The sequence below is a fragment of the Sphingopyxis sp. LK2115 genome, from assembly GCF_014595975.1.
Taxonomy (GTDB): Bacteria; Pseudomonadota; Alphaproteobacteria; order Sphingomonadales; family Sphingomonadaceae; genus Sphingopyxis.
In genome coordinates this window covers 15,380-41,993 of record NZ_JABWGQ010000008.1, presented here as the reverse complement: position 1 = coordinate 41,993, position 26,614 = coordinate 15,380, and the positions used below count along the sequence as shown (strand labels likewise).

Here is a 26,614-nt window from a genome sequence, read left to right as displayed (position 1 = left end):
TCAAACCATGCAAACAATCTCTGCCAAAGAGGCGAAGTATCACTTCGGCAAACTCATCGACATAGCACGGGCTGAGCCTGTTACTGTCGAGAAGCATGGTCGGGCTGTCGTCGTCGTGCTGGCTGTGGAAGAGTATGAGCGACTGAAAAACGCGAAGGCAGGCAAGAATGGTTGATCAGGCGCAAGAGGACAGGTTCGTGGCGGTGTTGACCGAGCTTGGCGGCTCGGCAGGTAATGGCCGCCTGCGTGAAGCGTTGGGATGGGACGAGCAGGCCTATGATGCCGTGAAAGATGCGCTGATTGCGCAAGGGCGTCTCGTGCCGGGCCGTGGTCGCGGCGGTTCCGTTTCGCTTGCCGATGCCGCACAAGCGCAGGCGGTCAAGGCTGCACCGGCCTCTGCCCGTGACCGGCCCGCCCGCGCCAAGGGCAACGGCAAGGGCGGTGATCTCGGCTTCGAGGCGGAACTGTTCAAGGCAGCCGACAAGCTGCGGGGCAACATGGAGCCGTCGGACTACAAGCATGTCGTGCTGGGCCTGATCTTCCTCAAGCACATCTCCGACAGCTTCGAGGCAAAGCGCGCCGAGCTGCAGGCAGAACCGGGCGCCGACCCCGAGGACCGCGACGAATACGCGGCCGACAACGTCTTCTGGGTGCCGCCCACGGCGCGCTGGTCTCACCTGCAGGCCAACGCCAAGCAGCCGTCGATCGGGAAGCTGATCGACGAGGCGATGATCGCCATCGAGAAGGACAACGAGAACCTGAAGGGCGTGCTGCCGAAGGACTATGCCCGGCCCGCGCTCAACGCGGTGATGCTGGGCGAGCTTATTGACCTGATTTCCGGCATCACGCTGGGGCGCGAGCGCGGCGCGGCGCGCGATGTGCTGGGCCGTGTCTATGAATATTTCCTCGGCCAGTTTGCTGGCTCTGAGGGAAAACGCGGCGGGGAATTCTACACGCCACGTTCGGTCGTGCGGGTCATGGTCGAGATGATCGAACCCTTCAAGGGCCGGGTTTACGATCCCTGCTGCGGTTCTGGCGGCATGTTCGTGCAATCCGAACGCTTCGTGGAAGAGCATGGCGGGCGCATCGGCGACATCGCCGTTTATGGTCAGGAGTCGAACTACACCACCTGGCGGCTGTGCAAGATGAACCTTGCCGTGCGCGGCATCGATGCGGACATCAAGTGGAACAGCGAGGGCAGCTTCCACAAGGACGAACTGCGCGATCTGAAGGCCGATTTCATCCTCGCCAATCCGCCCTTCAACATTTCCGACTGGGGCGGCGATCGCCTGCGCGAGGACGTGCGCTGGAAATACGGCATCCCGCCGGCCGGCAACGCCAACTTCGCCTGGGTGCAGCACATCGTGCATCACCTCTCGCCTTCCGGCGTGGCCGGCGTGGTGCTGGCCAATGGCTCGATGTCGTCCACGCAGAACGGCGAAGGGGAAATCCGCCGCGCGTTGATCGAGGGCGTGAACGACGCGCCCGGCGTCGTTGATTGCATGGTCGCGCTGCCAGGCCAGCTCTTCTATTCGACCCAGATTCCCGTCTGCCTGTGGTTCCTCGCCCGCGACAAGTCGAACGGCATTGCCCGCGATGCGAAACTGCGCGACCGGCGGGGCGAGGTGCTGTTCATCGATGCGCGCAAGCTTGGCCACATGGTGGACCGCACGCGCAAGGAGTTCTCCGACGCCGACATCGCAAAGATCACCCGCGCCTATCATGCCTGGCGCGGGGAAGGCGATGCAGGCGCCTACGAGGACGTGCCCGGCTTTTGCAAGTCGGCAACGCTGGAGGACATCAAGAGCCACGGCTATGTGCTGACGCCGGGACGCTATGTCGGCGCGGCCGAAGCTGACGAGGACGAGATGCCCTTCGCTGAACGCATCTCGCTTCTCAGCAGCAAACTTGACGCGCAGTTTTCGCGCTCTGATGACCTCAACACGATTATTCGTCAGAAGCTTGGCTGGATTTCTGCCAATGTATGAGCTTGTTGGCCCGCACGATTGGAATGTCTCCAGTGTGTTCGATCTTGCGCACTGGAAAAACGGCCTTGCCTTCAAAAATATAGATTTTTCTGATCATGGGCGACCCGTGATCAAGATCGCAGAATTAAAAAACGGAGTATCGCCTCAGACTGCACGAACGATGGCCGATTATGATCGGTCTGTCTTTGTCAAAGCCGGGGACATGCTATTTTCTTGGTCGGGTAATCCCGACACCTCGATCGACGTTTTTCGATGGGAGGGTGAAGATGGATGGCTTAATCAGCACATTTTTAAGGTTACCGCTGGTGAAGGTCTGTCTGATCCCTTCCTGTTTTTTCTCCTCAAGTGGCTGAGGCCGCGCTTTGCAGAGATTGCCAGAAACAAGCAAACCACAGGGCTTGGGCATGTAACGATCCAAGACCTCAAGCGAATGCGCGTTGCTGTTCCGAATGAGAAAGAACAATCGAAAATCGTTCAAATCATTGGCCCGCTTCAGGAAAAGATTGACCTGATTAGGCAGATGAATGAGACGCTGGAGGCGATGGCGCGGGCGATCTTCAAGGACTGGTTCGTCGATTTCGGCCCGACCCGCGCCAAGATGGCCATGCGGGGCGAAGACCCGCAGAAGCACAATGTCGCCCGCGCGCCTTACCTCGCGCCGGACATCTGGGTCCTCTTCCCCGACCGCCTCGATGACGAAGGCAAGCCGGAGGGGTGGCGTCTTGGAACTCTGGGTGACGTCGCGCAGCAGGTAGGTGAGTCGGTTAAGCCCGAAGCGCTTGATCCAGGCACACCTTACATCGGACTTGAGCATATGCCGCGCAAGTCGATTGCTCTTTCTGATTGGGACGGTGCCGATAAGGTATCGAGTGGAAAGCTCGCTTTCCGCAAGGGTGATTTTCTGTTTGGGAAGCTCAGGCCCTACTTCCACAAAGTGGGCATAGCACCGGTCGATGGGATCTGTTCTACCGACATCGTCGTTCTCAACTCTCGCAAGCGGGAAGCAGCTGCATTTGTGCTGGCTTGTATATCGCAAGATGAGTTCGTCGCTTTCACCGACAGAACGTCGGATGGGACAAAGATGCCTCGCACCAGTTGGGGCCGGATGGAGCGTTACTCGCTATGCATTCCAAACCAGGCGGTCCTTAAATCCTTCAATGAGTGCATTGAGCCGATGCTTGAGCGCATTGTTGCTAACATTCACGAGTCCCGCACCCTCGCCGCCACCCGCGACCTCCTCCTGCCCAAGCTCATGTCCGGCGAAATTCGCGTCAGAGACGCCGAAAAGCTCGTCGGGGAGGCCACATGACCCGAGCGCCTGTCCGTCCTGAACTCATTCGCTGGGCGCGGGAGCGGGCTGGCATTCATGACGCGGCCGACCTGATGGGCCGCTTCCCGAAGCTGGCCGAATGGGAAACCGGCGAGACGCAGCCCACGCTCAAGCAGCTGGAGGCCTTCGCGCAGGCCGTGCATGTGCCCATCGGCTATCTGTTCCTGCCCGAGCCGCCGCAAGAGCCGCTCCCGATCCCCGATTTCCGCACGCATGACGGGCGCGGCGTGCGGCGCGCCAGCCCAGATCTCCTGGACATGATCTTCGCCTGCCAGGAGCGGCAGGGCTGGTATCGAGACTTTGCGGCTGTGGTGCGCATGCCCGAGGCGGGCTTTGTGGGCAGCGCCAGTCTGGATGACCCACCGCAGGACGTGGCGGCGCGCATGGCCGAAACGCTCGGCTTCGATGTGGCCGATCGCGCCGCCTGCCGCACCTGGGAGGAGGCACTGCGGCTGTTCATCGCACAGGCCGATGCGGCAGGCGTCCTGGTGATGGTGAGCGGCGTTGTCCTGTCGAACAACCGCCGTGCCCTTGACCCGGAGGAGTTCCGCGGGTTCGCGCTGGCTGACAGTCGGGCGCCTCTGGTGTTCATCAACGGGGCGGACACGAAATCCGGCCAGATGTTCACGCTGGCGCACGAGATGGCGCATCTCTGGCTCGGCTCCTCGGCAGTGTCGGATGCCAGCGCCGCGCCACTCAATGGCTATGCCCGTGAGGAAGTCTGGTGCAATGCGGTGGCGGCCGAGCTCCTCGTGCCGCTCGATGCCCTGCGACCCGCGATCCAACAGGGCGAGCCGCTGGATGAGGCGATGCAGCGCCTGGCACGGCAGTTCAAGGTCAGCACGCTGGTCATCTTGCGCCGCCTTCTGGATGCGGACGCGCTCGACCGCCCGGGCTTTGACCGCGCATGGGCGGCAGAACGCGCGCGTCTGCGTGAACTCGTCCGGGCTGGAGCGGGCGGCGGGGATTTCTATCGCACCACACTTTCGCGCGTCAGTCGCCGTTTTGCCCGGGCACTTGTCGAAAGCACGCTGGAAGGACAGACCCTCTACCGCGATGCCTTCCGGATGCTGGGCGTCAAGAAGACGGAGACGTTCCACAACATCGGGCGGGAAGTGGGGGCCATGGGATGACCCGTTACCTTCTCGACACGAACATTTTCATTCAGGCGAAGAACCTGCATTACGGCTTTGATTTCTGCCCGGCGTTCTGGGAATGGCTGATCAATGAGAACGGCGCCGGCCGCGTCGCCAGCATCGACAAGGTCGGGGATGAATTGCAGTCCGGAGGCGACGATCTGTCCGACTGGGCCACCGCACGCGGGCGTGAATTCTTCCTGCCGCCGGATGATCCCGTCGTCCCGGCCCTTGGGCGCGTCAGCGCCTGGGCAACGGGCCAGAACTACGAGGCGGCAGCAATCGCTACCTTTCTGCAGGTGGCCGACTACTGGCTGGTCGCGCACGCGCTGGCCCATGAATTTGTCGTCGTCACGCACGAGGTGCCTTCGGATTCAACGCGCAAGATCAAGATTCCCAATGCCTGCATCGGGCTGGGCCTGACCTGCATCAGCCCCTATGAAATGCTCCGGCGGGAACGCGCCCGGTTCGTACTTGGGCCAGCGCCGAGGGCCGCATGAGCGCAGACTGGTATCCCGGCATTCGCGCCTTCTGCACGCACTGGAAGCATGCGCCGATGCTCCAGCAGACCTTCGCGACGCTGGAGCGGGAGTTTGCCGACGAGAACGACGCCTGCATCGATGCTGCCAAGGGCCTTGTCGAATGCGCCTGCCGTGTCTTGATTGAAGAGCTCGATGATCCGCTGGCGCCCCTCAAGCCGGAAGCAGCCGATACGCCACTAGGCCACCTCGTCGGCGTGGCCACGCGTCTGCTCGATCTTGGCGCAATCCGCCACCGTGCCTTTGCAGACCTCATCAAGCAGCACAACAAGCTTACAGAAACGCTGCGGGTCTTGCGAAACGAGGCCGGAACAGTGAGCCATGGCAAGGACGGCTTCATCGCCAAGCTGTCCGCTCATCATCGCCGCTCGGCCATTTTGGCGGCAGATGCGATCATCACATTTCTGCACGAGGCCTATCTGGAGCGTGAGCCAGACCCGGTGCGAACCCTTGAACCCTATGAGCGGTTCGAAGCGTCTAATGCGATCATCGATGAACTGGCTTCGCTTCGGGGGGAAACCGATGACGAGGGCTTTCTCCAGGTGATCGTCAGCCTTCCCGGCGGCGAAGAGTTGCCGCTGGCAATCGAGCCCTCGCGTCTGCTGTTCGGTGTGGATCGGGAGGCCTACAAACTCGTGCTCAATGCATGTCGTGAGGCCAAGGCCTCTGCGCCTCAAGATGCGGAGGTTGCCTGATGGCCTATCTTTCCGAAGCCGCCGTTGAACAGGTCGTGCTCGATCAGCTTGCCACGCTTGGTTACTCGATAGCCACCGATGCCGACATCGGACCGGATGGCAAGGCTCCGGAACGCGAAGCCTATGCTGATGTGGTGTTGATCAAACGCCTGACAGCAGCCATCGACCGGCTCAATCCCGCCATTCCTGCAGAAGCCCGCGCCGATGCCGTGCGCAAGGTTCTGGCGACCGAGAAGCCGTCACTTGTGGAAGAAAACCGGCGTCTGCACAAATTGATGGTCGAGGGCGTCGATGTCGAATTCTACAGTGACGATGGCACGATCCGCGGCGACAAGGTCCATCTGATCGATTTTACCGACCAAGACAGGAACGACTGGCTGGCGACCAGCCAGTTCACGGTCATCGAAGGCAGCATCAACCGACGACCGGATGTCGTGGTGTTCGTCAATGGCCTGCCTCTCGGCGTGATCGAGCTCAAGGCCCCTGGCGGAGAGAACGCGACGCTTGCCGGGGCGTTCAATCAGCTACAGACCTACAAGGCGCAAATCCCCTCGCTCTTTCGAACGAACGCTGTCCTCGTCACTTCGGATGGCATCACCGCGCGCGTGGGTTCGCTGACCGCCGATCAGGAGCGCTTCATGCCCTGGCGCACGACGGACGGCAAAATCATCGCAGCCAAAGGGCAGCCCGAACTCGGCGTGCTGATCGAGGGCATCTTCAAGCGGCGTCGTCTCCTCGATTTGCTGCACGATTTCACCGTCTTCGGGGAGACGGGGTCGGGCCTCGCAAAGATCATCGCGGGCTATCACCAGTTCCACGCCGTGCGGCACGCTGTGGAGAAAACCGTCGAGGCATCTTCCCCTGAGGGCGACAGGAAGGTGGGCGTGATCTGGCACACCCAGGGATCGGGTAAGAGCCTGCTGATGGCCTTTTATGCCGGACAGCTGGTGCGGCGCCCTGAGCTTGAGAACCCGACTATTGTCGTCATTACCGACCGCAATGACCTGGACGATCAGCTCTTCGCGACCTTCTCCATGTGCCGGGATCTGATCAGACAGACGCCTGTTCAGGCTGAAAGCCGGGAGGACCTGCAATCTGCGCTGAGCCGGGCCGCTGGCGGCGTCATCTTCACGACCATCCAGAAGTTCTCACCTCCGGCGGGTGAGGCAAGCTATCCAATGCTGTCAGACCGCCGCAACATCGTCGTCATTGCCGACGAAGCGCATCGCAGCCAGTATGGCTTTAAGGCGCGGATTGAACAAAAGACCGGCGAAATTGCATACGGTTTTGCAAAATATCTGCGTGACGCACTACCGAACGCCTCCTTCATCGGGTTCACTGGAACGCCCATCGAGAAGGACGACGTGAATACGCCGGCCGTGTTTGGCGAATACATCGACGTTTACGACATCAGCCGGGCGGTAGAGGACGGTGCAACGGTCCCGATCTACTACGAGAGCCGCCTTGCACGCATAGAGCTTCCCGAAGACGAGAAGCCAAAGATCGATGCCGAAATCGAGGAGCTGACCGAAGACGAAGCGACCACTGAACAGGAGAAAATCAAGCGGAAATGGGCCACTGTTGAGGCCCTGGTGGGCTCCGAGAAACGGCTTGCGATGGTGGCGGCTGATCTTGTGCAACACTTCGAGGACCGCGTCGCCGCAATGGACGGCAAGGCCATGGCGGTCTGCATGAGCCGTCGAATCTGCGTTGCGCTCTATAACCAAATCATCGCGCTTCGGCCTGATTGGCACAGCGATGATGACGCCTCGGGTCTCGTCAAGATCGTCATGACCGGCTCTGCATCGGATCCTCAGGATTGGCAGCCACACATCGGGACCAAGGCGCGGCGCGATCTCCTGGCGAAGCGCGCGAAAGACCCGAAGGATCCTCTAAAGCTCGTCATCGTCCGAGACATGTGGTTGACGGGCTTCGACGCGCCTTCGATGCATACCATGTATATCGACAAGCCAATGAAGGGGCACGGCCTCATGCAGGCGATCGCCCGGGTGAACCGCGTTTTCCGTGATAAGCCTGCCGGCCTCGTCGTTGACTACATCGGTATCGCTCAGAACCTAAAGAATGCCCTGGGTCAGTATTCGGGGTCAGACCAGCGCCAGGTCGGGATCGACGAGTCCGAAGCGGTCGCCATTCTCCTTGAGAAGTACGAAGTCGTGAAGGCGATGTTCCACGGCTTCGACTATGAGCACGGTTTGGCTGGTACGCCCCATGAGCGCCTAGTCGTGCTCGTCGAGGCCATCGAATGGATCCTTGCCCGCCAGCAAGAAGCCGCAGCGAAAGAATCGAGCGAAGACGCGAAGCGCCAGGAAAATCGACGCTATCAGGATGCCGTGCTTGCGCTGTCCAAGGCTTTCGCCTTGGCTTCCGCTACTGACGAGGCCCGCGAAATCCGGGATGAAGTCGGTTTCTTCCAGACGGTTCGGGCTGCGCTGGTAAAATCCTTGGACGGCGGCGGTGGGAGCACTGCTGATAGGGAATTCGCCATTCAGCAAATCCTGGATCGTGCGGTCGTTTCAACCGGGATCGTGGATATTCTCGCGGCCGCAGGGATCACAACGCCGGATATCTCGATCCTTTCGGATGAATTCCTCGCGGAAATTCAACAGCTCGAGAAAAAGAACCTGGCCCTTGAGGCACTTCGTAAGCTTCTGAACGATGAAATTCGCTCACGCAGCAAGACGAACGTGGTTGAAACGAAGCGCTTTTCCGAGCGCCTCGAAGCCGCCATTGCTCGCTATCACACAAATGCCATCAGCACGGTCGAAGTACTGCAGGAACTGATCGAACTCGCGAAAGAGGTGCGCGCCGCCCAACGTCGAGGCGAAGATGAAGGCCTGTCACAAGACGAGATCGCCTTCTATGACGCGCTTGCTGAGAACGAAAGCGCTGTCGAGCTGATGGGCAATGACTCCCTCAAGGTGATCGCGCACGAGCTTCTCGTCAGCCTAAAAGGCAGCGTTACGGTGGATTGGTCACACCGTGAAAGTGCCCGTGCACGCATGCGTGTGCTGGTGAAGCGGATCTTGCGCAAGCATGGATATCCGCCTGACCTTCAGGACGCTGCCGTGCAGACAGTACTTCGGCAAGCGGAAACACTCTCTGCCAACTGGATGCATTGAATTTACGGGTTTTGCCTTGTGACTCAGAGACATTCAGAGCGAGTTCGTCCGCAGGCTCTTGTCCACCGCCAATCACGCAAAGTGCAGCCGTCGGTACTTGCCGCGGAAATAGAGCAGCGGGTCGCGGTGCGGTTCAAACTGCGCGCGCACGACGCGGCCGACCAGGATGAAATGGTCGCCAGCTTCGTGCAGCGATTCGTGCTGGCATTCGAAGGACACGAGCGAGCCATCGAGCAGCGGCACGCCTGTCTGCCCCGGCGCCCAGGGCTGGTTCGCAAAACGATCCTCGCCCTTCGTCGCAAAGCGGTTCGACGTCGGCTGCTGACCGATCTGGAGGACATTGACTCCGAAATGCCTGGCGGCCCGAAGCGTCGGTGCGGTTCCAGCCGAATTGGCGATACAGACCAACAGAAGCGGCGGGTCGAGCGAGACCGAAGTAAAGCTGTTCGCCGTCAATCCGACCGGCGCACCGTCGGCACCCAGCGCGGTGACGATGGTGATGCCCGTCGCGAAACAGCCCATCGCATCGCGCAATGTACGCGGGTCCGACCCGGCCTTGAACTCCATGGCCTCGCGGGGCTGGCGGCGTTCCAGAAACTCGAGAAGCTGGCCGAGCAATGCCTCCTTGCGATCAGAGGCAAGCGCGAGGTCGCAATCGTCGATATGCGCCGTCTCGCCGAGCGGCAGCGCGGCATCGAAGGCATTGGGAATGATATCATCATTGACGGGCGCAAGCCCGCCGCGCACCACCAGCGTCGGCAGCGCAAGCCGTGCCGCGACGTCGTCCATCGGTCCCTGCTGATCCACCGGCACGTCGACGAGGACGAGGCCCGCCGCCAGATGCGCACCGTCAAGCCCCAGCGCGCGCGCCGCGATCCACCCGCCGCGCCCGCCCGCGACGACGACGGGGCGCGACCCCATTTGCGCCAGCACGGCGCGCAGATCCTCGACATGCGGCGCAAGCGACCGACTCTCTTCCGGTCCGGCATCCTCGCGCAGGTCGAGATTGACGACACGGCGGCCCGACAGCACCAGCGCGTCGCCGACATCGCGCCACATCGCGCGGCGCTGGCCAATGTCGGGCACCAGCAGCACCGCGGGATCATTTTCGTCGCCCAGCATGTCGGCGGACAGGCTGACACCCCCGAAACCCTTATACTGAATAAGGCTCAAATATCCCCCTTGCGGCGCCGACGGACCGTGATGTCGGCAGGCTTCGATGCAATCAGACTGTCAGGAATCGGATCATATCGAAAGCCAACGGAGTGCGCCAGCGCGCAGGCGCATCACGCGCGCATCGCCGCCAGGCGCTTGTCGACGATCGCGTCGGCTTCGGCGATGATCCGATCGATCAGCTCTTTGCAGGTCGGGATGTCGTGGATCAGCCCCTGGACCATGCCGGCCCAAAAGACACCCTTGCTGAGGTCGCCCGTTTCGAGCAGTTCGCGGCCTGCCTTGCCGTTCACCAACTCGGCAACGTCGGCGAAGGTGGCGCCGGGAACCGCAAGGCGGCGCACCACTTCTTCGCTCACCGCGCTCTTGCCAACGCGCGCGGTGTTTTTGAGGCTGCGAAAGATCAGAAAACTTCCGCGCTCGTCATTGTCGATATAGGCCTGCTTCACATTGTCGTGGATCGGCGCTTCCTTCGTCGCGCAGAAGCGCGTCCCCATGTTGATCCCCTCGGCCCCCAGCGACAGCGCCGCGATCAGCCCGCGACCGTCGCCGAAACCGCCCGACGCCAGCAAGGGAATCCTCACCTTGTCGGCGGCGGCGGGGATCAGAATCAGGCCGGGAATATCGTCCTCGCCGGGATGCCCTGCACATTCAAATCCGTCGATCGAAATGATGTCGCAGCCCGCGCGCTCGGCCGACAGGGCGTGGCGGACCGCGGTGCATTTGTGGAGGATGGTGATCCCGTGCGGTTTCAGCATCTCCCAGATCTCGCGCACCGCCTGCGTGCCGGCGGTTTCGACGATCTTGACCCCGCCGTCGATAATCGCCTGAGCATAAGCCTTGTAGTCGGGCGCGTTGATCGTCGGGAAAACGGTCATGTTCACGCCAAACGGCTTGTCCGTCATCGCGCGGCAGCGCTCGATCTCGGCGCGCAGAGCCTCTGGCGTGGGTTGCGTCAGCGCGGTCAATATGCCGAGGCCGCCCGCATTCGACACCGCGCTGGCCAGTTCGGCATAGCCCACGCTCTGCATCCCGCCCTGAACGATCGGATGTTCGATGCCCAGCATTTCGGTAATGCGCGTCTTGAAAGCCATAATATCCCTCCTCGCTCACCCTGCCCGCATGGCATCGCCCGGCGACCCATGAAATAACTTGACGCTTACGTCAACGTCGGGTTGACTGCCATAATGGTTAGGAAGCGAAGGGAATCGGCATGACGGAACGCAAGGGACATATCGGATCATGCGCTGCCGATCGCCGCTGTGGTCGAAGCCCTCGTCCGCGAACCAGTCATGCCTTGTGAGAAAGGATAAGGAGCGCCACGCCGCGGCGATCGCGACGCGTCGACCAAAATTGACAAATGGGGCCGTGCAAAAGGATCAAAGTCGAGCGGACGGCCATGGCCACCTGACGCGGACGCCAGTTGACCCTTGCTCCGGGCGCGCAGCAAAGCACTTGACGTTTACGTTAACGTCGGAATGATGGCGGAACGATTTTGGGGTAGAGGAAACGGGCCGATGTCGATCTTGTACGACGAAGGACAACAGGCGATCGCAACCGAATCGCGGCGGGCGCTCGAAGCCAGGGTAAGCAAGGACGATCTGCTGCCGCTGCTCGACGCTCGTGGGCAATATCATGCGGGTTTCTGGACCATGGCGAAGGAACAGGGCTGGACTGCGCTTGCGCTTCCCGAAGCCTTCGGCGGTCTCGCGCTTGGCCTCGTCGAACTTGGGCTGATCGCGCATCAGGCGGGGCGGACGCTGAGCGGCGCGCCCTTTCTGACATCGAGTTTCGGTGCGGCCAAGGCGATCGAACTTTACGGCAGCGAAGATCAGAAGGCACGCTGGCTTCCAGGCCTTGCAAGCGGCCAGACCATCGGCGCCATCGCCTTTGCTTCGGGGCCGGACGCCTTGCCCGCCAAACCTTCGGTGACATGGCGGGCCGGTCAGGTCACAGGAACGGTTCCGGGTGTATCGGGCGGACTGTTCGCGGACGTCGCGATCATTCTCGCGCAAGACGGGGGGACGCCCGCGCTGCTGGTCGTCGACCTTGCGGGGGTGGAACGCAGGGCCGTCGACAGCTTCGACAACAGCCGCTGCATCGCCGACCTCCTGTTTGCCGACGCGTCCGCGGAAGCGCTCGTCACCGCCGATGCGGCGTTCGCGGCGGCGCTCCACATCCTTGCGCTGCAGGCGGTGGTGACCGCGCACGAACAGACCGGCGGCGCCGAGGCCCTGATGGAAATCGCGCGCGATTATGCCGTGACGCGCAAGGCGTTCGGCCAGCCGATCGGCGCATTCCAGTCGATCAAGCACCGGATTGCCGAACTTTACGGCCTTGTCGAACTCGCGCGTGCCAATGCGATCCACGCCGCCGCGCGCGAGGGCAAGGATGATTTCATCACCGCCGCCGCCGCGGCGCGCCTTTCGGCAACGGAAGCCTATGACACCGCCGCGCGCGACTGCGTCCAGATCCATGGCGGCATCGGCGTTACGTGGGAAATCGGCTTGCACCTCCACATGCGCCGCGCGCGAACGCTCGCGCTCGAACAAGGCAGCAGCTTCTTCTGGGAAGATGTGCTGGTCGACCGCCTTGCAGGAGTAAGCGCATGACCGATCTGGAAGCCTGGCGCGCCAGGGCTACGGCCTGGTGTGAATCGATGGTGGCCGAGTTCGGAAAGGCAGCCCGCAAGGGGCTGAGCGTCGAGGAGGATCTCGCGCTCGGCCGCCGCTATCAGCGAGCCAAGTTTGACGCCGGCTTTGCGGGGATCAACTGGCCAACCGAATATGGCGGCCAGGGGCTTGGCCATATCGAGAAGATCAGCTTTGAAGCCGAGGAAATGAAGCACGGCTTTCCCAACGTCTATTTCGGCATATCGCTGGGGATGCCGGTGCCCGTGCTGATGCAGTTCGGGTCGGATCGCGCGTTCGTCAAGGAACGCGTCGTCAAGGCGCTCAAGGGCGAGGAAATCTGGTGCCAGCTCTTTTCCGAACCGTCGGGCGGCACCGACCTTGCGGGCCTGCGCACGCGCGCCGAGCCCGACGGCAACGGGTGGAAGATCAACGGCCAAAAGGTCTGGACCAGTTGGGCGCAATATAGCGATTATGGCGTCATCGTCGTGCGAACGGACCCGACGGTCCCCAAGCACAAGGGGCTGACCTATTTCTGGGTCGACATGAAGGCGCCGGGCGTCACCGTGCGCCCGATCAGGCTTGCGGGCGGCGACAGCCACGTCAACGAAGTTTTCTTCGACGATGTGAAGATCGGCGACGATCACCGCATGTCGCCGGTCGGCGGCGGCTTTGCCGTCGCCATGACGACGCTGATGATCGAGCGCTATGTCGCGACCGACAGCGCCGGTTTCGGCCCGCACCTCGACCTGTTCGTCGAACTGGCGAAAGAGGTGAAACTCAACGGCCGTCCCGCGATCGAGGATGGCCGTATCCGTCAGCAGATCGCGCGCAACCATGCGATGCGCGCGGGGCTCGATTCCATCAACATGCGTGCACGGCTGATGATGCAGGCAGGGATGACTCCCGGCCCCGAAGGCTCGCTGAACAAGCTCATCGCGGTGCGCTCACGCCAGAAACTTTCGGAACTTGCGCTTGACCTCAAAGGCACGGGCGCCTTCGCGTTCGACGAACATGCCTCGCCCAAGGATGACTGGGCGTCGAGCTGGATCAACGCGCCAACGGGCCGCATCGCGGGCGGGTCGGACGAAACGTTGCTCAACACCATTGCCGAACGCATCCTCGGCCTGCCGCAGGATCACCGCCCCGACAAGGGCATTCCCTTCAACCAGATCCCCGCCTGAGGAGGCTTTCCATGAAAATCGACTCCACCCTGGCTGCCGTTGTCACCGGCGGCGCTTCGGGCCTCGGCCGCGCGACCGCCGAGGCGCTCGCCGCATCGGGCGTCAAGGTCGCCATCTTCGACATCAACGATGCGCTCGGCGAGGAAGTCGCGGCGTCGATCGGCGGGCTGTTCGTGCATGTCGACATCACCGACGAACAATCGGTGCTCGATGGCTATGCCAGCGCGCGCGCCGCGCATGGGCAGGAGCGCATCTGCGTCCACTGCGCAATGACGTCGCGCCGCGGCAAGACGCTCGCCTATGACAAGGAAACGGGAGGTTATCGCAGGACGCCAACCGAAGATTACGCCTTCGGCGTCGAGGGGATATTGACCGCGAGCTATCGGGTCGCGTCGATCGCCGCCGAAGGCATGGCCAGCTTGCCCGAAATGGAGGACGGCGAGCGTGGCGCAATCATCCTCACCGCTTCGGTTGCGGCGCAGGACGGTCAGATCGGCCAGGTCATCTATGGTTCGGCAAAGGCGGGGGTCAACGGCCTCGTCCTGCCGATGGCGCGCGACCTCATGGACCTTGGCATTCGTGTCAATGCGATCATGCCGGGCGTATTCGCGACGCCCCTTCTCAACAACATGAACCCGAAGGTGAAGGAAAGCCTCGAAGCCTCGGTCCCCTTCCCCAAGCGGCTCGGCAAGGCCGAAGAATATGCCAGCCTGGCGATGGAAATGGTCCGCAACACCTATTTCAACGGCCAGGCCGTCCGCCTCGACGGCGCGATCCGCATGGCCCCGCGTTGAACCATGGCGAATCCCTTCCCCCGTCGTGTCGAGCGAAGTCGAGACGCCCATCGGCCCTGCCCGCCGTCGTGCTGTCCCGATTCGCCCGACATGAAGGGGGCAGCAGCGAGCTTGCCTATCAAACCATTATTTCCCGCTGAAAGGACTCTTTATGCCCGAAGCCTATATCATCGACGCCGTCCGCACCCCGCGCGGGATCGGCAAGCCCGGCAAGGGCGCGCTGTCGCACCTGCACCCGCAACATCTTGCCGCGACGGTGCTTGCCGCCATCCGCGACCGCAACCATCTCGACACCGCGACGGTCGACGACATCGTCTGGTCCACTTCGTCGCAGAATGGCAAGCAGGGCGGCGATCTCGGCCGCATGGCGGCGCTGTCGGCGGGCTATGACGTCAAGGCCAGCGGCACGACGCTCGACCGTTTTTGCGGCGGCGGCATCAGTTCGGTGAACTTTGCGGCCGCAACGGTCATGTCGGGCATGGAAGATTGCGTCATCGCGGGCGGCACCGAGATGATGAGCTATACCAGCGCCTTCGCCGCCGAACAGGCGAACGCGGGCCTGCCACCCCGCCTGATGGGATCGGGCCACCAGGCACTTGATGAACTGCATCCGCAATCGCATCAGGGCGTCTGCGGCGACGCAATCGCGACGATCGAGGGGATCAGCCGCGAGGATCTCGACGCGCTTGCGCTCGTCAGCCAGCAGCGCGCCGACCGCGCGATCAAGGAAGGCCGCTTTGCCAGATCGCTCGTCGCGGTGCTCAACCCCGACGGCAGCGTCGCGCTCGACCATGAGGAGTTTCCGCGTCCCGAAACCACCGCCGAGGGCCTGGCGGCGCTGAAACCCAGCTTTGCCGCGCTTGCCGATTTCGACATGGGCGGCTTCACCTTCCGGCAGCAGATCAACCGCCGCTATCCCGACCTTGAAATCCAGCATTTTCACCATGCCGGCAACTCGTCGGGCGTGGTCGACGGCGCTGCGGCGCTGCTCATCACCTCGAAGGACTATGCCGACAAGCACGGCCTGAAGCCGCGCGCCCGCGTCGTCGCCTATGCCAACATCGGCGACGATCCGACCCTGATGCTCAATGCGCCGGTCCCCGCGGCAAGGAAGGTGCTCGAAAAGGCGGGGCTGACCAAGGACGATATCGACGTCTGGGAAATCAACGAGGCCTTCGCGGTCGTTGCCGAAAAGTTCATCCGCGACCTCGACCTTGACCGCGACAAGGTGAACATCAACGGCGGCGCCATGGCGCTTGGCCACCCGATCGGCGCGACGGGATCGATCCTGATCGGCACCGCGCTCGACGAACTCGAACGATCGGGCGGCCGCTATGGCCTCGTTACCATGTGCGCCGCGGGCGGCATGGCGCCCGCGATCATCATCGAGCGGGTCTGATCAAAAGGGACCGCGGATCGCGAGCGTTTTGGTCGGACTGTAAAGATTGACGAACATCGTCTTGCCGTCGGGCGAAAAACAGACGCCCGCCGGTTCGGTCTGAACCCGGATCCGGGCAAAGGGATAGACTTCGCCAAAGGGAGTGACGCCGCGCAGATGATTGTCGACCGTATCGAGATACTGGTCCTCGCACACGATCAGATGGCCGTTGGGCGCGACCGTCAGATTGTCGCCAAAGCTGTAATGGGCAGGATCGGTCGATTCGAGGAACAGCTGCATTCGGCCGGGAACCGTGCGTTCGCGGTCCGCCCCCTCGTGCCGCGAGGGCCGGTAGCGCATGATCTGCCCCTCTTTCGCGGCGCCGCCCGACGTGCAGGTGAAATAAAGCTCGTCGGCGCCCCAATGGATGCCCTCGCCGCGTGCGAAGATCGCCGCGCCCTGTCTGGCGCCGCGATGCCGCAGGTCGTCGGCGGGGCTTTCGGGGTCGTCAAGGTCGATCCAGCGCACGAAAAGCCAGCTTCCCGGAGCGATGCGGCGTTCGCCCCAGTTGCGGCTGTCGCGGATCGACTCGTCGTGAAAGGCCAGCGCCTGCAAGCGGCCGCCGCGCTGGAGCGATCCCGGCACGTCGGGGATGAAGCGATAGAAGAGGCTGTCGTCGCGGTCCTCGGTCATATAGACGATGCCCGTGCGCGGATCGACCGCCGCTGCTTCGCGGACGAAGCGCCCCATGGCTTTGAGCGGCTCGGCCTTCACCAGCTTTCCGGCATCGGCGGGCACGTCGAAAATCCAGCCGTGCGGCTGCCCGACACCCTGATCGGGGCCATCGACGCTTTCCTCGCACGTCAGCCAGCTGTTCCACGGCGTGATGCCGCCCGCGCAGTTGCGGATCGTGCCGACCAGGCTCAGATATTGTTTCTCCACGACCAGGCTGTCGGGATCGAGCAGCAGCGTTGTCGTTCCGCCCGGCAGCGCCGCGCCCGCGCGGCTGTCGAAGGCTTCCGCGGGCAGCGTCGCATCCTTGCCGAACGGCCCATCCTTGCCGTGTCGCGGCTGAAGTTCGTGATTGCGCACCAGCGCAATCCGGCCGCCGTCCAGCTGGAAACAGCCCATGCCGTCGGCGCGGTCGGGAACGCGATGCCCATCGCTCATCGCCTCGCCCAGCGAGGAAATGACGCGATAGGAAAAGCCCGGCGGCAGGTCGATCAGCCCGGCGGGATCGGGCTGCAACGGGCCATAGCCCGGCGCCGTCGGCATCAGCCCTTTCTCGGTCGCGCGCGACTGGATCGCCAGCCCCCGAAGGCGAGAGCGGCAAGTGCAAAACTGCGGCGATCGAGCATGGCGGCGTCCTTGCAGATTTTTGATTTGGTGTGCCCTAGGGCGCAAATATGACAAGGCCGGGGCAAACGCGCGAGGCGCACCGGGAAAATGGGAACAAGAGGAGTTGGATATGACGGGTCCGTTGAGCGGCATCAAGATCATCGAGTTCGCCGGGATCGGCCCCGGCCCCTTCTGCGCGATGATGCTCGCCGACCATGGCGCCGAATTGATCCGCATCGACCGGCCCGGCGGCTTTCTCGACCCGCGCGACCCGCTGTCGCGGAACCGCACCTCGATCGCGCTCGACATGAAGAACCCCGATGCGGTGCAGGTCGCGCGCGATCTGTGCCGCGGTGCCGATGCGATCATCGAAGGCTATCGCCCCGGCGTGATGGAGCGCCTTGGCCTTGGTCCCGACGTGCTGCTCGCCGACAATCCCCGGCTCGTTTACGGCCGCATGACCGGCTGGGGTCAATATGGTCCCTATTCGCAGGCCGCCGGGCACGACATCAACTATATCGCGCTGTCGGGTGTCCTCCACGGCATAGGGCGCGCGGGCGAAAAGCCTGTGCCGCCGGTCAATTATGTCGGCGATTTCGGCGGTGGCGGCATGATGCTGGCGTTCGGCATGACCAGCGCGCTGCTCCACGCGGCGCGGACGGGCGAGGGACAGGTGATCGACTGCGCGATGACCGACGGGTCGGCGCTGCTCGCGGGCATGACATGGGGCTTCAAGGCGATGGGGCGGCTGAAGGACGAGGCCGGGGTCAACATGCTCGATGGCGGCGCCCATTTCTACGACACCTATGTGTGCGCAGATGGCAAGTTCATCTCGATCGGGTCGATCGAGCCGCAATTTTATGCCCTGCTCCGCGAAAAGACCGGCCTCGACGCCGACCCCGATTTCGACGCCCAACTCGATCCGTCGAAATGGGGACTGCTCAAGGACAAGCTCACCGCGCTGTTCGCGACCAGAACCCGCGACCAATGGTGCGCGATCATGGAGATGACCGACATCTGCTTCGCCCCCGTCCTCTCGCTCGACGAGGCGCCGCGGCATCCGCACAATGTCGCGCGTGCGACCTTCGTGGAAATCGGCGGCGCAATCCAGCCTGCCCCGGCGCCGCGCTATTCGGTCACGGTCAACGACACGCCGCGCCCCGCTCCCGCGGTTGGGGCCGATGGCGATGCGGTGCTGGCGGCGCTTGGTTATGACGCGGGCCGGATCGCGGCGCTGCGCGACAGCGGCGCGGTAAAGTAAAGGGCCGCGGCATCCCCGCGAAGGCGGGGCCCCATCGTCCGCTGGCTCCCGATGGCGCGAACGGGTGATCGGTTCCCGCCTGTGCGAAAGCCCAGCGCTTCCCGATCAAAGCATCCGGTTCTTGTCCGACCGTTCCGTCATGGCCGCCCATAACCCCTGACCGCCCAACCCTGCCACCTGCCGGCCCAGCCGCGCCGCCCAATGGGCGTCGTTGCCATGCTCCCCGCGCCAGCGCATCAGCGGGATGGTCACCCGGTTCAGCGCATATTCGCGGGTAAAGCCGATCGCGCCATGCACCTGATGCGCGATCGACGTCACGACACCGACCGCCCGGTTTGCACGGAGTTTGGCCGCCGCGATCTCGAAATCAGCGGCCACGGGATCACGCCCGACAACGTCGAGCCGCGCCGCCAGTGCCGCTGCCGCCGCCTCCACCGCACGCACCTCGCACGCCATGACGGCAAGCGATTGCTGCACCGCCTGAAACTTGCCCAGCGGTCGCCCGAACTGCTGGCGCGTGTTCACATGCTCGATCGACAACGCCAGCGCCGCTCCCATCGCGCCCGCCATCAGGCTGATCGTCGCGGCGGCTTGCAAGCCTTCGGGGGCGATCCGTGCGGCGATCGGCAGGTCGGGCACCATCGCCCCCGCGATCTGCAATACGGCATTGACGTCGCCCCAATCGCCGCCGAAACCGCCCTCGCCCTCCGGCACCAGCAGCAGGGCAAAGCCAGCCTCCTCGACCGGCGTCATCCCCGCGGTCGCCGCCTCGGCAAACGCCGCCCGCGCGGTGTCGCACAGCATTTCGCGCGCCGCGCTCATCTGAGGCCCAGTCCGCGGGCGATGATCCCGCGGATCACTTCGCGCGTCCCGCCGCGCAGCGAAAAACTGGGCGATGCGATCAGCAAGGCACGGAGCAACCGGCCAAGATCGCTTGCATCGTCCCACGGGCAATCGACGATCGCCTGCACCCGGCGTGGCATGTCCTGCTCGAACGCATTGCCCAGTTCCTTGACCACCGACGCCTCGACCATCGGATCCTCACCCGCCGCCAGCTTGGCCGCGGTCGACATCGACAGCTGGCGCAGCGTCCACAACTCGGCGCTGAGTTCCCCGATCAGCGCGGCCACCGGCGGGGCGGGATCAGGCCCCGCCGCGTCGATCAGCGCGACGAGCAGGGCATGGCTCGACAGGTAACGCTCCGGTCCCGACCGTTCCAGGCCGAGTTCGGCGGTAACCTGTTTCCACCCCTGCCCGCGTTCCCCGACAAGCGCGCCGTGCGGGACGAGCACATCGTCGAAAAAAACCTCGTTGAAATCATGGCGCCCCGCCATGTCGATGATCGGGCGGATCGTGATGCCGGGGGTGTCGAGGTCGATCAGCAACTGGCTCAGGCCCGCATTTCGTTCGCTCCCCTCCTCGGTGCGCACCAGCGCCAGCATGATGTGCGACAGATGCGCGCCGGTGGTCCATATCTTCTGGCCGTTGATCCGCCAGCCGTCGGCGGTCTCGCGCGCCGCCGTTCGCACCGCCGCCAGATCCGACCCCGCGCCGGGTTCGGACAGTCCGATGCAGGCATAAAGCTCGCCCCGCGCGATCCCCGGCAGATAGCGCTGCCGCTGCTCCTCGCTGCCATAGCGCAGGATCAGCGGCCCCGTCTGGCGATCGGCGATCCAGTGCGCCCCGACCGGCGCGCCCGCCGCGAGCAGTTCCTCGATCACCACATAGCGTTCGAGCGGATGCCGGTCGCCGCCGCCATAGCGCGACGGCAGCGTCATCCCGATATAGCCCGCCCCGCCCAGCGCGCGGCTGAAATCGGGATCGAAACTCGCCCAGCAATTCGCGCGGGCAACGATGTCGCCCGTCGGCTGGTTCGCCGCCAGCCAGCCGCGCAGTTCGCCGCGCAGCGCGGCCACATCGCCGGGCGGATCGAAGGGATAGAGCGCAAAGCCTTGCATGTCGCGCCAGCCATGCAATAGCTTTTCGGAAGCAGCAAAGGATAATTGGCGATGGGCGAGTTTCTGAGTGTCGAGCGGCGGGGCAGGATCGCGATCCTGACCATGAACAAGCCCGAAAGCATGAACGCGATCGGCACGCACGAGGATTGCCGGGACATTATCGACACGCTGCGGGAACTGGGTGACGACCGCAGCGTCAGCGCGATCATTCTGACTGGCAGGGGCAAGGCGTTCAGCGCCGGCGGCAACCTGAAGGGGATGCAGGACCGCACCGGCATCGGCGTGCTCGACCAGCCCGACTCGACGCGCGCCAATTACCGCAAGGGGGTGCAGGCGGTGATCCGCGCGCTGATGGATTGCGAGGTGCCGATGATCGCCGCGGTCAACGGCCACGCGATCGGTCTTGGTTGCGATCTTGCCTGCACCTGCGACATCCGCATTGCGGCCGAAAGCGCGAAGTTCGCATGCAGCTTCATCAAGGTCGGCATCGTCCCCGGCGACGGCGGCGCCTGGCTGCTCCAAAAGGTGCTGGGTTACCCGCGCGCCGCCGAACTGTTCCTGACCGGCGACCGCTTTGACGCGGCCCAGGCAAAGGAATATGGTCTGGTCACCGACGTCGTGCCCGATGCGGAGCTGCTGGACCGCGCGATCGCCATTGCCGATCGGATCGTCTGCAACCCGCCGCGGGCGTTGCGCCTGACGAAGCGATTGCTGCGTGAAGCGCAGCACAGCCGGATGAGCGATATTTTGGAACTGAGCGCGGCCTATCAGGCGATCGTCCACGAAACCGCGGATAACCGCGAGGCGATCAATGCGTTCGTCGAAAAGCGGTCCCCCGTGTTCACAGGAGAATGACCATGCTCGCCGAGCGCGTCCTGCCCTTGTCCGGCATCCATAATTTCCGCGATTATGGCGGCTATGCGGTCGAAGGCGGCGGACGGCTGCGCGATGCGATGTTGTGGCGGTCGGCGCACCATGAAGCCGCGACCGACGACGATCTGGCGATGCTCGACCAGTTGGGGATCGAAACAGTCATCGACCTGCGCGGCGACGACGAACGCGCGATGCACCCGTGTCGCCGGTCGGACAATTTTTCGGCGCGGGTGCTCTTTGCAGGCGGCGTGACGGCGGGCCTTGCACCGCACCTTCAGGCGGCGGGGGGGGCGATCGATGTCGAAACGGCGCGCGCGCGGATGATCGACACCTATGCCGCCATGCCCTATCGCCCCGCGCTCGTCGCGACGCTGCGGCTCTATCTTGCGGCGCTCGCCGAATATGACGCGCCCAGCCTCGTCCACTGCGTCGCGGGCAAGGACCGCACGGGCTTTGCGGTCGCGATCGTGCACCGGCTGCTCGGCGTGCATGAGGACGATCTGATGCACGATTATCTGCTCACCAACACCGCAGGCAAGATAGAGGAGCGGATTGCACAGGGCGCGGCGCATATCCGGTCGCGCTATGGCGCCGAAATCCGCGACGATGCGATCCGCGCGCTGATGTCGGTCAACCCCGCCTATCTCGACGCCGCACTCGCCACCGTGCGCCGCGATCATGGCGACGTGCCGAGCTATGCCGAAGCCGTGCTGAACTTCACGCCGGCGATGCGCGAGGCTTTGCTTGACCGGTTGGTGGTGTAGCTGAGGTCGAAACAAAAAGCGTCCGCCCTGAGCTTGTCAAAGGGCCGCTCCTGCCCTTGGCGTCGCTTGACGAAGAACGGTGCTGCGCCAAGCTCCGCACGAACGGTCGTTAGGGCGGCGTTACTCCCCCTTGACCAGCACCCCGCCCTTCACCACGGCATCGACGCTTTCCAACTCGCGGACATTCGCGAGCGGGTCGCCATCAACGGCAACAATGTCGGCATAGCGCCCCACCGCAATCGCGCCGACGTCCTTTTCGCGCCCCAACGCTTCGGCCGCGTTCTTCGTCGCGGCCTGAATCGCCTGCATCGGCGTCATCCCATATTCGACCATCACGCGGAACTGTTTGCCGACGTCGCCGTGCGGCATCACTCCCGCGTCCGACGCGAACACCATCCGCACCCCTGCTCGGTGCGCCTTGCGGAAATTGTCGCGCTGGATCTGCGCGATCTCGCGATCCTTGCGCAGATTATCCTCCAGCACGCCATTCTTCGCGCCTTCGGCCTGCGTATATTCGGTGTTGTATATGTCCATCGCGAACCACACGGGCTGCCGGCGGGCAACCGCCATGCGGATGCCCTCGTCATCGACCAGGCTGGCATGTTCGATCGTGTCGATGCCCGCTGCGATCGCGGCGCGAATGCCCGCTGCGCCATGCGCGTGTGCCGCAACGCGCAGCCCCCATTGGTGCGCCTCATCGGCGATCGCGCGCAGCTCGTTTTCGGGCACCTGCAACTGGCCCGGCTCGGTGTTGCGCGAAAAGACGCCGCCGGTCGCGCACACCTTGATGACCTCGGCGCCATATTTGCGCTGGCGGCGCACCTGGTAACGCAGCTCGTCGGGCGTATCCCCGATCCCTTCCTCCTTGCCGTCCTTCTTCTCCAGGCTGGGCGGCAGAAAGGTGCTGTCGCAATGGCCGCCGGTTGCACCCAGCGCATAGCCCGCGGGCACGATCCGCGGCCCGGTGGCATAGCCCGAATCGATCGCCTGCTTCAGCCCGATGTCGTTGCGGTCGGACGACCCGACATTGCGCACGGTGGTGAAACCGGCGTTCAGCATGTCGTTCGCGTTCTTGACCGCGGTCATGCCCCAAAAGCTATCGGTAAACTCCAGCCCGCGATAACCGCCGATGTCGGCGGGGCCGTCGAGGTGAACGTGCATGTCGATGAGGCCGGGGAGCAACGTCTTGCCGCCCAGGTCGATATGTTTGACGTCGCTGCCCCAGCGCACGGTGCGCGCATCAGCGATGCCGGTGATGCGGCCGTCGGCACCGACGAAGATTGCGGGATGCTCGACGGCCTTCCCGCTCAGCACATCGACGTAGCGCGCCGCGGTGATGACCGTCTGCGACACCGCTTCCTGCGCCGCGGCGCCCGTGCTCGCCGCGCCCACAAGCGCGATGCTGGCAATTCCCATGATCCCCAGAAAACTGTGCAGTTTCACGCTCAATTGCATATCGCGGCCGTCCCTTGCTGATGCCCTTTGCCTAGATGGCAAAGGCGAACCGATTAGGACAGCGGAAAAATTGCGGACGCGCACGACGCTCAGATATGCAGCGGCCGCCCGAACGCCGCGAGCACCCCTTCGTGCATCGTTTCGCTGAGCGTCGGATGCGGAAAGACGGTGCCGATGAAGTCATCCTCGACCAGTTCGGCGGTCTTGCCGATGGTATAGCCCTGGATCAGCTCGGTGACCTCGGCGCCGATCATGTGCGCACCCAGCAGTTCGCCGGTCTTCGCATCGAACACGGTCTTGGTGAAACCTTCCGCCTCGCCCAGCGCAATCGCCTTGCCATTGCCGATGAAGGGGAAGGTGCCGACCTTCACCTCATAACCCAGCTCCTTCGCCTTCGCCTCGGTCAGGCCGACGCTGGCGATCTGCGGTCGGCAATAGGTGCAGCCGGGAATGTTGCGTACGTCCATCGCGTGCGGGTGATTGCCCGCGATCGCCTCCACCGCGATGATCGATTCGTGCATCGCCTTGTGCGCAAGCCACGGCGGCGCGGTGACGTCGCCGATCGCCCAGATGCCGGGGACATTGGTGCGGCACATCGCGTCGGTGTCGATATGGCCCTTCGTCGTTTTGACGCCAAGCGCCTCCAGCCCGATATTCTCGGTGTTCGGGACGATGCCGATCGCAACGATCGCGTGGCTGAACTCGGCGCTTTGGGTCTTGCCGTCCTTGCCCTTGATCTTCGCGGTAATGCCGGTGGCGGTTGTCTTCAGCTCCTCGACCCCGGCCCCGGTATGGATCGTCATGCCCTGCTTCTTGAGCTGTTTTTCAAGGAAGGCCGAAATATCGGCATCCTCGACGGGAACAAGCCGGTCGAGCATCTCGACCACCGTAACTTCGGCGCCCATATCGCTGTAAAAGCTCGCAAACTCGATCCCGATCGCGCCCGATCCGATGACGAGCAGCTTCTTGGGCATTTCGGGCGGCACAAGCGCGTGACGATAGGTCCAGATGCGTTTGCCGTCGGCGGGCGCAAAGGGCAGGTCGCGCGCGCGCGCGCCGGTTGCGACGATGATGTTCCTGGCGGTCAGGGCTTCGGTGCCCTTCTCGCCCTTGACCTCCAGCTTCCCCGGCGCGGTCAGCTTGCCCTCGCCCATATGAACGCTGATCTTGTGCTTCTTCATCAGGTGCGCGACGCCCTGATTGAGCTGCTTTGCGACGCCGCGCGAGCGCTTGACCACAGCGTCGATGTCGGCGCTGATCTCGGCGGCTTTCAGCCCATAGGCGCCGGCATGCTGCATATAATGATAGATTTCGGCCGAGCGCAGCAGCGCCTTGGTCGGGATGCAGCCCCAGTTGAGGCAGATGCCACCCAGATTCTCGCGCTCGACAATTGCGGTTTTCATGCCGAGCTGCGCCGCACGGATCGCCGCGACATAGCCGCCCGGGCCCGAGCCGAGCACGATGAGGTCGTATTTGGTATCAGCCATTATGGGCTCCTTCAAAAGCCCCTCCCCTCGCGGGAGAGGGGCTTTGCCCCTTCACGGGCATTTACGCCACCAGCCCCAGCGGGCTCTCCACCAGTTCCTTGAACGTCTTCATCAGCAGCGCCCCGTCCGCGCCATCGATCGCCCGGTGGTCGAAGCTGCCGGTCGCCGACATGACCGTGGCGATCGCCAGCGCGTCGTCGACCACATAGGGCCGCTTCTCGCCCGCGCCGATCGCCATGATCATCGCCTGCGGCGGGTTGATGACGGCGGTGAACTGCTTGATCCCCATCATCCCCATGTTGGAGATGCTGGCGGTGCCGCCCTGATACTCCTCGGGCTTCAGCTTGCCTTCCTTGGCCCGGCCCGCGAGCTCGGCCATTTCGGTCGAGATTTTCGACAACGACTTGGCCCCCGCGTCGGTGATGATCGGGGTGATCAACCCGCCCGGAATGCTGACCGCCACCGAAATGTCGGCGCGCTTGTAGAAGCGCATCACGTCGCCGCCGAAGCTGACGTTGCACTGCGGCACGCGCTCCAATGCCACCGCGAGCGCCTTGATCAGCATGTCGTTGACGCTGAGCTTGACGCCGCGATCGGCAAGGCTGGCGTTAAGTTCGCCGCGCAGCTTCAACAGCGCATCGAGGCGAATATCGACGGTGAGATAGATGTGCGGCGCTTCCTGCATCGACTGCGTCAGGCGGCGCGCGATCGTCTTGCGCATGCCCGACAGCTTTTCATCCTCGTGCGGGATGCCGAAATCGGGGATCGGGCCGACGGGGGCCGGGGCAGCGGCAGGCGCGGCGGCTGGGGGAACCTGCGCGGCCGTTGCCGACGGCGCAGCGGCACCCGCGGGCGCGTTTTCGAGATCGGCCTTGACGATGCGACCGCCAGGGCCGGTGCCGGTCAGGGTTTTGAGGTCGATGCCCCGCTCGGCGGCGAGCCGCTTGGCGAGCGGGCTGGCCTTGATCCTTTCGTCTTTTTCCCTTTGCCCTGAGCTTGTCGAAGGACCGTCCTTCTTCCCTTCGGCCGGAGACGAGGCGGGGGGCGCTTCGACAGGCTCAGCGCGAACGGATTGAGATGAAGGTGCTTCCACCGGAGCGGGCGCGGCCGCCGGAGCGGGCGTCGCCTTCGCTTCGCTCGCATCCTCTCCCTCGCCCGCAATCACCGCGATCACGGTGCCGACCTTCACCCCGTCGGTCCCCTCGGCGACGAGAATCTGGCTCACCACGCCTTCGTCGACCGCTTCGAACTCCATCGTCGCCTTGTCGGTCTCGATCTCGGCGATCAGGTCGCCCGCCTTGACCTCATCACCCTCCTTCACCAGCCATTTGGCGAGCGTGCCCTCCTCCATCGTCGGCGAGAGAGCGGGCATTTTGAGTTCGATTGGCATGTCTAGGCGTGTCCCTGTCAGTCTTGCAGGCCGCGCCTGCCGCTACGGATTCTTCCTCGCCATAAGCCGTGCGCCGGTCAAGGTCCAGCGGGCCAAACTTG

The 26,614-nt window shown here is 63.7% G+C and carries 22 protein-coding genes; 14 read left to right on the top strand and 8 right to left on the bottom strand.

What is annotated here, in order from left to right:
* Nucleotides 1-7 precede the first annotated feature (7 nt).
* Genes HUW43_RS01435 through HUW43_RS01405 form a run of 7 tightly spaced genes read left to right on the top strand, consistent with a single transcriptional unit; the run spans nucleotide 8 to nucleotide 8,828 of the window.
* A complete protein-coding gene (locus tag HUW43_RS01435) occupies nucleotides 8-175 on the top strand; it encodes a type II toxin-antitoxin system Phd/YefM family antitoxin (RefSeq protein WP_188235768.1) in 168 nt (55 codons plus the stop codon).
* Entirely contained in the window at nucleotides 168-1,988 is a 1,821-nt protein-coding gene (locus HUW43_RS01430; RefSeq protein WP_188235767.1) for a type I restriction-modification system subunit M, read from the top strand. Before HUW43_RS01435 ends, HUW43_RS01430 begins: the two co-directional genes overlap by 8 nt.
* Nucleotides 1,981-3,297: a restriction endonuclease subunit S gene (locus HUW43_RS01425; RefSeq protein WP_188235766.1), complete on the top strand. Its 1,317-nt coding sequence runs from the start codon at nucleotides 1,981-1,983 to the stop codon at nucleotides 3,295-3,297. The genes HUW43_RS01430 and HUW43_RS01425 overlap by 8 nt, the downstream gene beginning before the upstream one ends.
* Nucleotides 3,294-4,451, top strand: a complete 1,158-nt coding sequence (locus HUW43_RS01420; RefSeq protein ID WP_188235765.1) for a helix-turn-helix domain-containing protein — start codon at nucleotides 3,294-3,296, stop codon at nucleotides 4,449-4,451. Before HUW43_RS01425 ends, HUW43_RS01420 begins: the two co-directional genes overlap by 4 nt.
* Entirely contained in the window at nucleotides 4,448-4,954 is a 507-nt protein-coding gene (locus HUW43_RS01415; RefSeq protein ID WP_188235764.1) for a DUF4411 family protein, read from the top strand. The genes HUW43_RS01420 and HUW43_RS01415 overlap by 4 nt, the downstream gene beginning before the upstream one ends.
* Nucleotides 4,951-5,688 (top strand): abortive infection family protein, encoded by a 738-nt coding sequence (locus HUW43_RS01410; RefSeq protein WP_188235763.1) that lies wholly within the window; start codon nucleotides 4,951-4,953, stop codon nucleotides 5,686-5,688. Before HUW43_RS01415 ends, HUW43_RS01410 begins: the two co-directional genes overlap by 4 nt.
* Nucleotides 5,688-8,828: a type I restriction endonuclease subunit R gene (locus tag HUW43_RS01405; RefSeq protein ID WP_188235762.1), complete on the top strand. Its 3,141-nt coding sequence runs from the start codon at nucleotides 5,688-5,690 to the stop codon at nucleotides 8,826-8,828. Before HUW43_RS01410 ends, HUW43_RS01405 begins: the two co-directional genes overlap by 1 nt.
* Before the next feature lie 72 nt (nucleotides 8,829-8,900).
* Here the strand turns inward: HUW43_RS01405 and HUW43_RS01400 are convergent, their stop codons facing one another.
* Complete coding sequence (locus HUW43_RS01400) at nucleotides 8,901-10,001, bottom strand: flavin reductase (protein WP_188235761.1); 1,101 nt, start codon at nucleotides 9,999-10,001, stop codon at nucleotides 8,901-8,903.
* Between the two features lie 113 nt (nucleotides 10,002-10,114).
* Nucleotides 10,115-11,095, bottom strand: coding sequence for an NAD(P)H-dependent flavin oxidoreductase (locus tag HUW43_RS01395; protein WP_188235760.1), 981 nt, complete (start codon nucleotides 11,093-11,095; stop codon nucleotides 10,115-10,117).
* A 423-nt stretch (nucleotides 11,096-11,518) separates the two neighbouring features.
* Here HUW43_RS01395 and HUW43_RS01390 point away from each other — a divergent pair, with 423 nt between their 5' ends.
* The 4 genes from HUW43_RS01390 (at nucleotide 11,519) to HUW43_RS01375 (ending at nucleotide 16,008) form a co-directional block, all read left to right on the top strand.
* Nucleotides 11,519-12,613 carry an acyl-CoA dehydrogenase family protein gene (locus tag HUW43_RS01390; RefSeq protein WP_188235759.1) on the top strand — a complete coding sequence of 365 codons (1,095 nt, stop codon included), beginning with the start codon at nucleotides 11,519-11,521 and terminating at the stop codon, nucleotides 12,611-12,613.
* Entirely contained in the window at nucleotides 12,610-13,815 is a 1,206-nt protein-coding gene (locus tag HUW43_RS01385) for an acyl-CoA dehydrogenase family protein (protein ID WP_188235758.1), read from the top strand. Before HUW43_RS01390 ends, HUW43_RS01385 begins: the two co-directional genes overlap by 4 nt.
* Before the next feature lie 11 nt (nucleotides 13,816-13,826).
* Nucleotides 13,827-14,609 carry an SDR family NAD(P)-dependent oxidoreductase gene (locus HUW43_RS01380; protein ID WP_188235757.1) on the top strand — a complete coding sequence of 261 codons (783 nt, stop codon included), beginning with the start codon at nucleotides 13,827-13,829 and terminating at the stop codon, nucleotides 14,607-14,609.
* A gap of 151 nt (nucleotides 14,610-14,760) precedes the next feature.
* Nucleotides 14,761-16,008, top strand: coding sequence for an acetyl-CoA C-acetyltransferase (locus tag HUW43_RS01375; RefSeq protein ID WP_188235756.1), 1,248 nt, complete (start codon nucleotides 14,761-14,763; stop codon nucleotides 16,006-16,008).
* On the opposite strand, the gene HUW43_RS01370 is transcribed toward HUW43_RS01375, so the two are convergent.
* The gene (locus tag HUW43_RS01370) at nucleotides 16,009-17,262 is read right to left on the bottom strand and encodes an alkaline phosphatase PhoX (protein ID WP_223181183.1); all 1,254 of its coding nucleotides are present in this window, start codon (nucleotides 17,260-17,262) and stop codon (nucleotides 16,009-16,011) included.
* A gap of 193 nt (nucleotides 17,263-17,455) precedes the next feature.
* Between HUW43_RS01370 and HUW43_RS01365 the strand changes: the two genes are divergently transcribed.
* Entirely contained in the window at nucleotides 17,456-18,586 is a 1,131-nt protein-coding gene (locus tag HUW43_RS01365; RefSeq protein ID WP_188235755.1) for a CaiB/BaiF CoA transferase family protein, read from the top strand.
* Between the two features lie 105 nt (nucleotides 18,587-18,691).
* Here the strand turns inward: HUW43_RS01365 and HUW43_RS01360 are convergent, their stop codons facing one another.
* Together HUW43_RS01360 and HUW43_RS01355 are read right to left on the bottom strand one after the other, a co-directional pair.
* The gene (locus HUW43_RS01360; protein WP_188235754.1) at nucleotides 18,692-19,408 is read right to left on the bottom strand and encodes an acyl-CoA dehydrogenase family protein; all 717 of its coding nucleotides are present in this window, start codon (nucleotides 19,406-19,408) and stop codon (nucleotides 18,692-18,694) included.
* The gene (locus HUW43_RS01355) at nucleotides 19,405-20,544 is read right to left on the bottom strand and encodes an acyl-CoA dehydrogenase family protein (RefSeq protein WP_188235753.1); all 1,140 of its coding nucleotides are present in this window, start codon (nucleotides 20,542-20,544) and stop codon (nucleotides 19,405-19,407) included. The genes HUW43_RS01360 and HUW43_RS01355 overlap by 4 nt, the downstream gene beginning before the upstream one ends.
* Nucleotides 20,545-20,595: 51 nt before the next feature.
* Here HUW43_RS01355 and HUW43_RS01350 point away from each other — a divergent pair, with 51 nt between their 5' ends.
* Both HUW43_RS01350 and HUW43_RS01345 read left to right on the top strand, forming a co-directional pair.
* Entirely contained in the window at nucleotides 20,596-21,399 is an 804-nt protein-coding gene (locus tag HUW43_RS01350; protein WP_188235752.1) for a crotonase/enoyl-CoA hydratase family protein, read from the top strand.
* Nucleotides 21,396-22,181 (top strand): tyrosine-protein phosphatase, encoded by a 786-nt coding sequence (locus tag HUW43_RS01345; protein WP_188235751.1) that lies wholly within the window; start codon nucleotides 21,396-21,398, stop codon nucleotides 22,179-22,181. The genes HUW43_RS01350 and HUW43_RS01345 overlap by 4 nt, the downstream gene beginning before the upstream one ends.
* A 120-nt stretch (nucleotides 22,182-22,301) precedes the next feature.
* On the opposite strand, the gene HUW43_RS01340 is transcribed toward HUW43_RS01345, so the two are convergent.
* The 3 genes from HUW43_RS01340 to HUW43_RS01330 form a co-directional block, all read right to left on the bottom strand.
* Nucleotides 22,302-23,636, bottom strand: a complete 1,335-nt coding sequence (locus HUW43_RS01340; RefSeq protein WP_188235750.1) for a metal-dependent hydrolase family protein — start codon at nucleotides 23,634-23,636, stop codon at nucleotides 22,302-22,304.
* Between the two features lie 89 nt (nucleotides 23,637-23,725).
* Nucleotides 23,726-25,123 carry a dihydrolipoyl dehydrogenase gene (gene lpdA, locus HUW43_RS01335; RefSeq protein ID WP_188235749.1) on the bottom strand — a complete coding sequence of 466 codons (1,398 nt, stop codon included), beginning with the start codon at nucleotides 25,121-25,123 and terminating at the stop codon, nucleotides 23,726-23,728.
* A 61-nt stretch (nucleotides 25,124-25,184) separates the two neighbouring features.
* Nucleotides 25,185-26,513 carry a pyruvate dehydrogenase complex dihydrolipoamide acetyltransferase gene (locus HUW43_RS01330; protein WP_188235748.1) on the bottom strand — a complete coding sequence of 443 codons (1,329 nt, stop codon included), beginning with the start codon at nucleotides 26,511-26,513 and terminating at the stop codon, nucleotides 25,185-25,187.
* Nucleotides 26,514-26,614: the final 101 nt, after the last annotated feature.

Bases quoted from the DNA above. Each gene is read 5' to 3' on its own strand.
- HUW43_RS01435 (WP_188235768.1), top strand. From the start codon at position 8: ATGCAAACAATCTCTGCCAAAGAGGCGAAGTATCACTTCGGCAAACTC.
- HUW43_RS01430 (WP_188235767.1), top strand. From the start codon at position 168: ATGGTTGATCAGGCGCAAGAGGACAGGTTCGTGGCGGTGTTGACCGAG.
- HUW43_RS01425 (WP_188235766.1), top strand. From the start codon at position 1,981: ATGTATGAGCTTGTTGGCCCGCACGATTGGAATGTCTCCAGTGTGTTC.
- HUW43_RS01420 (WP_188235765.1), top strand. From the start codon at position 3,294: ATGACCCGAGCGCCTGTCCGTCCTGAACTCATTCGCTGGGCGCGGGAG.
- HUW43_RS01415 (WP_188235764.1), top strand. From the start codon at position 4,448: ATGACCCGTTACCTTCTCGACACGAACATTTTCATTCAGGCGAAGAAC.
- HUW43_RS01410 (WP_188235763.1), top strand. From the start codon at position 4,951: ATGAGCGCAGACTGGTATCCCGGCATTCGCGCCTTCTGCACGCACTGG.
- HUW43_RS01405 (WP_188235762.1), top strand. From the start codon at position 5,688: ATGGCCTATCTTTCCGAAGCCGCCGTTGAACAGGTCGTGCTCGATCAG.
- HUW43_RS01395 (WP_188235760.1), bottom strand. From the start codon at position 11,095: ATGGCTTTCAAGACGCGCATTACCGAAATGCTGGGCATCGAACATCCG.
- HUW43_RS01390 (WP_188235759.1), top strand. From the start codon at position 11,519: ATGTCGATCTTGTACGACGAAGGACAACAGGCGATCGCAACCGAATCG.
- HUW43_RS01385 (WP_188235758.1), top strand. From the start codon at position 12,610: ATGACCGATCTGGAAGCCTGGCGCGCCAGGGCTACGGCCTGGTGTGAA.
- HUW43_RS01380 (WP_188235757.1), top strand. From the start codon at position 13,827: ATGAAAATCGACTCCACCCTGGCTGCCGTTGTCACCGGCGGCGCTTCG.
- HUW43_RS01375 (WP_188235756.1), top strand. From the start codon at position 14,761: ATGCCCGAAGCCTATATCATCGACGCCGTCCGCACCCCGCGCGGGATC.
- HUW43_RS01370 (WP_223181183.1), bottom strand. From the start codon at position 17,262: ATGCCGACGGCGCCGGGCTATGGCCCGTTGCAGCCCGATCCCGCCGGG.
- HUW43_RS01365 (WP_188235755.1), top strand. From the start codon at position 17,456: ATGACGGGTCCGTTGAGCGGCATCAAGATCATCGAGTTCGCCGGGATC.
- HUW43_RS01360 (WP_188235754.1), bottom strand. From the start codon at position 19,408: ATGAGCGCGGCGCGCGAAATGCTGTGCGACACCGCGCGGGCGGCGTTT.
- HUW43_RS01355 (WP_188235753.1), bottom strand. From the start codon at position 20,544: ATGCAAGGCTTTGCGCTCTATCCCTTCGATCCGCCCGGCGATGTGGCC.
- HUW43_RS01350 (WP_188235752.1), top strand. From the start codon at position 20,596: ATGGGCGAGTTTCTGAGTGTCGAGCGGCGGGGCAGGATCGCGATCCTG.
- HUW43_RS01345 (WP_188235751.1), top strand. From the start codon at position 21,396: ATGACCATGCTCGCCGAGCGCGTCCTGCCCTTGTCCGGCATCCATAAT.
- HUW43_RS01340 (WP_188235750.1), bottom strand. From the start codon at position 23,636: ATGCAATTGAGCGTGAAACTGCACAGTTTTCTGGGGATCATGGGAATT.
- lpdA (WP_188235749.1), bottom strand. From the start codon at position 25,123: ATGGCTGATACCAAATACGACCTCATCGTGCTCGGCTCGGGCCCGGGC.
- HUW43_RS01330 (WP_188235748.1), bottom strand. From the start codon at position 26,513: ATGCCAATCGAACTCAAAATGCCCGCTCTCTCGCCGACGATGGAGGAG.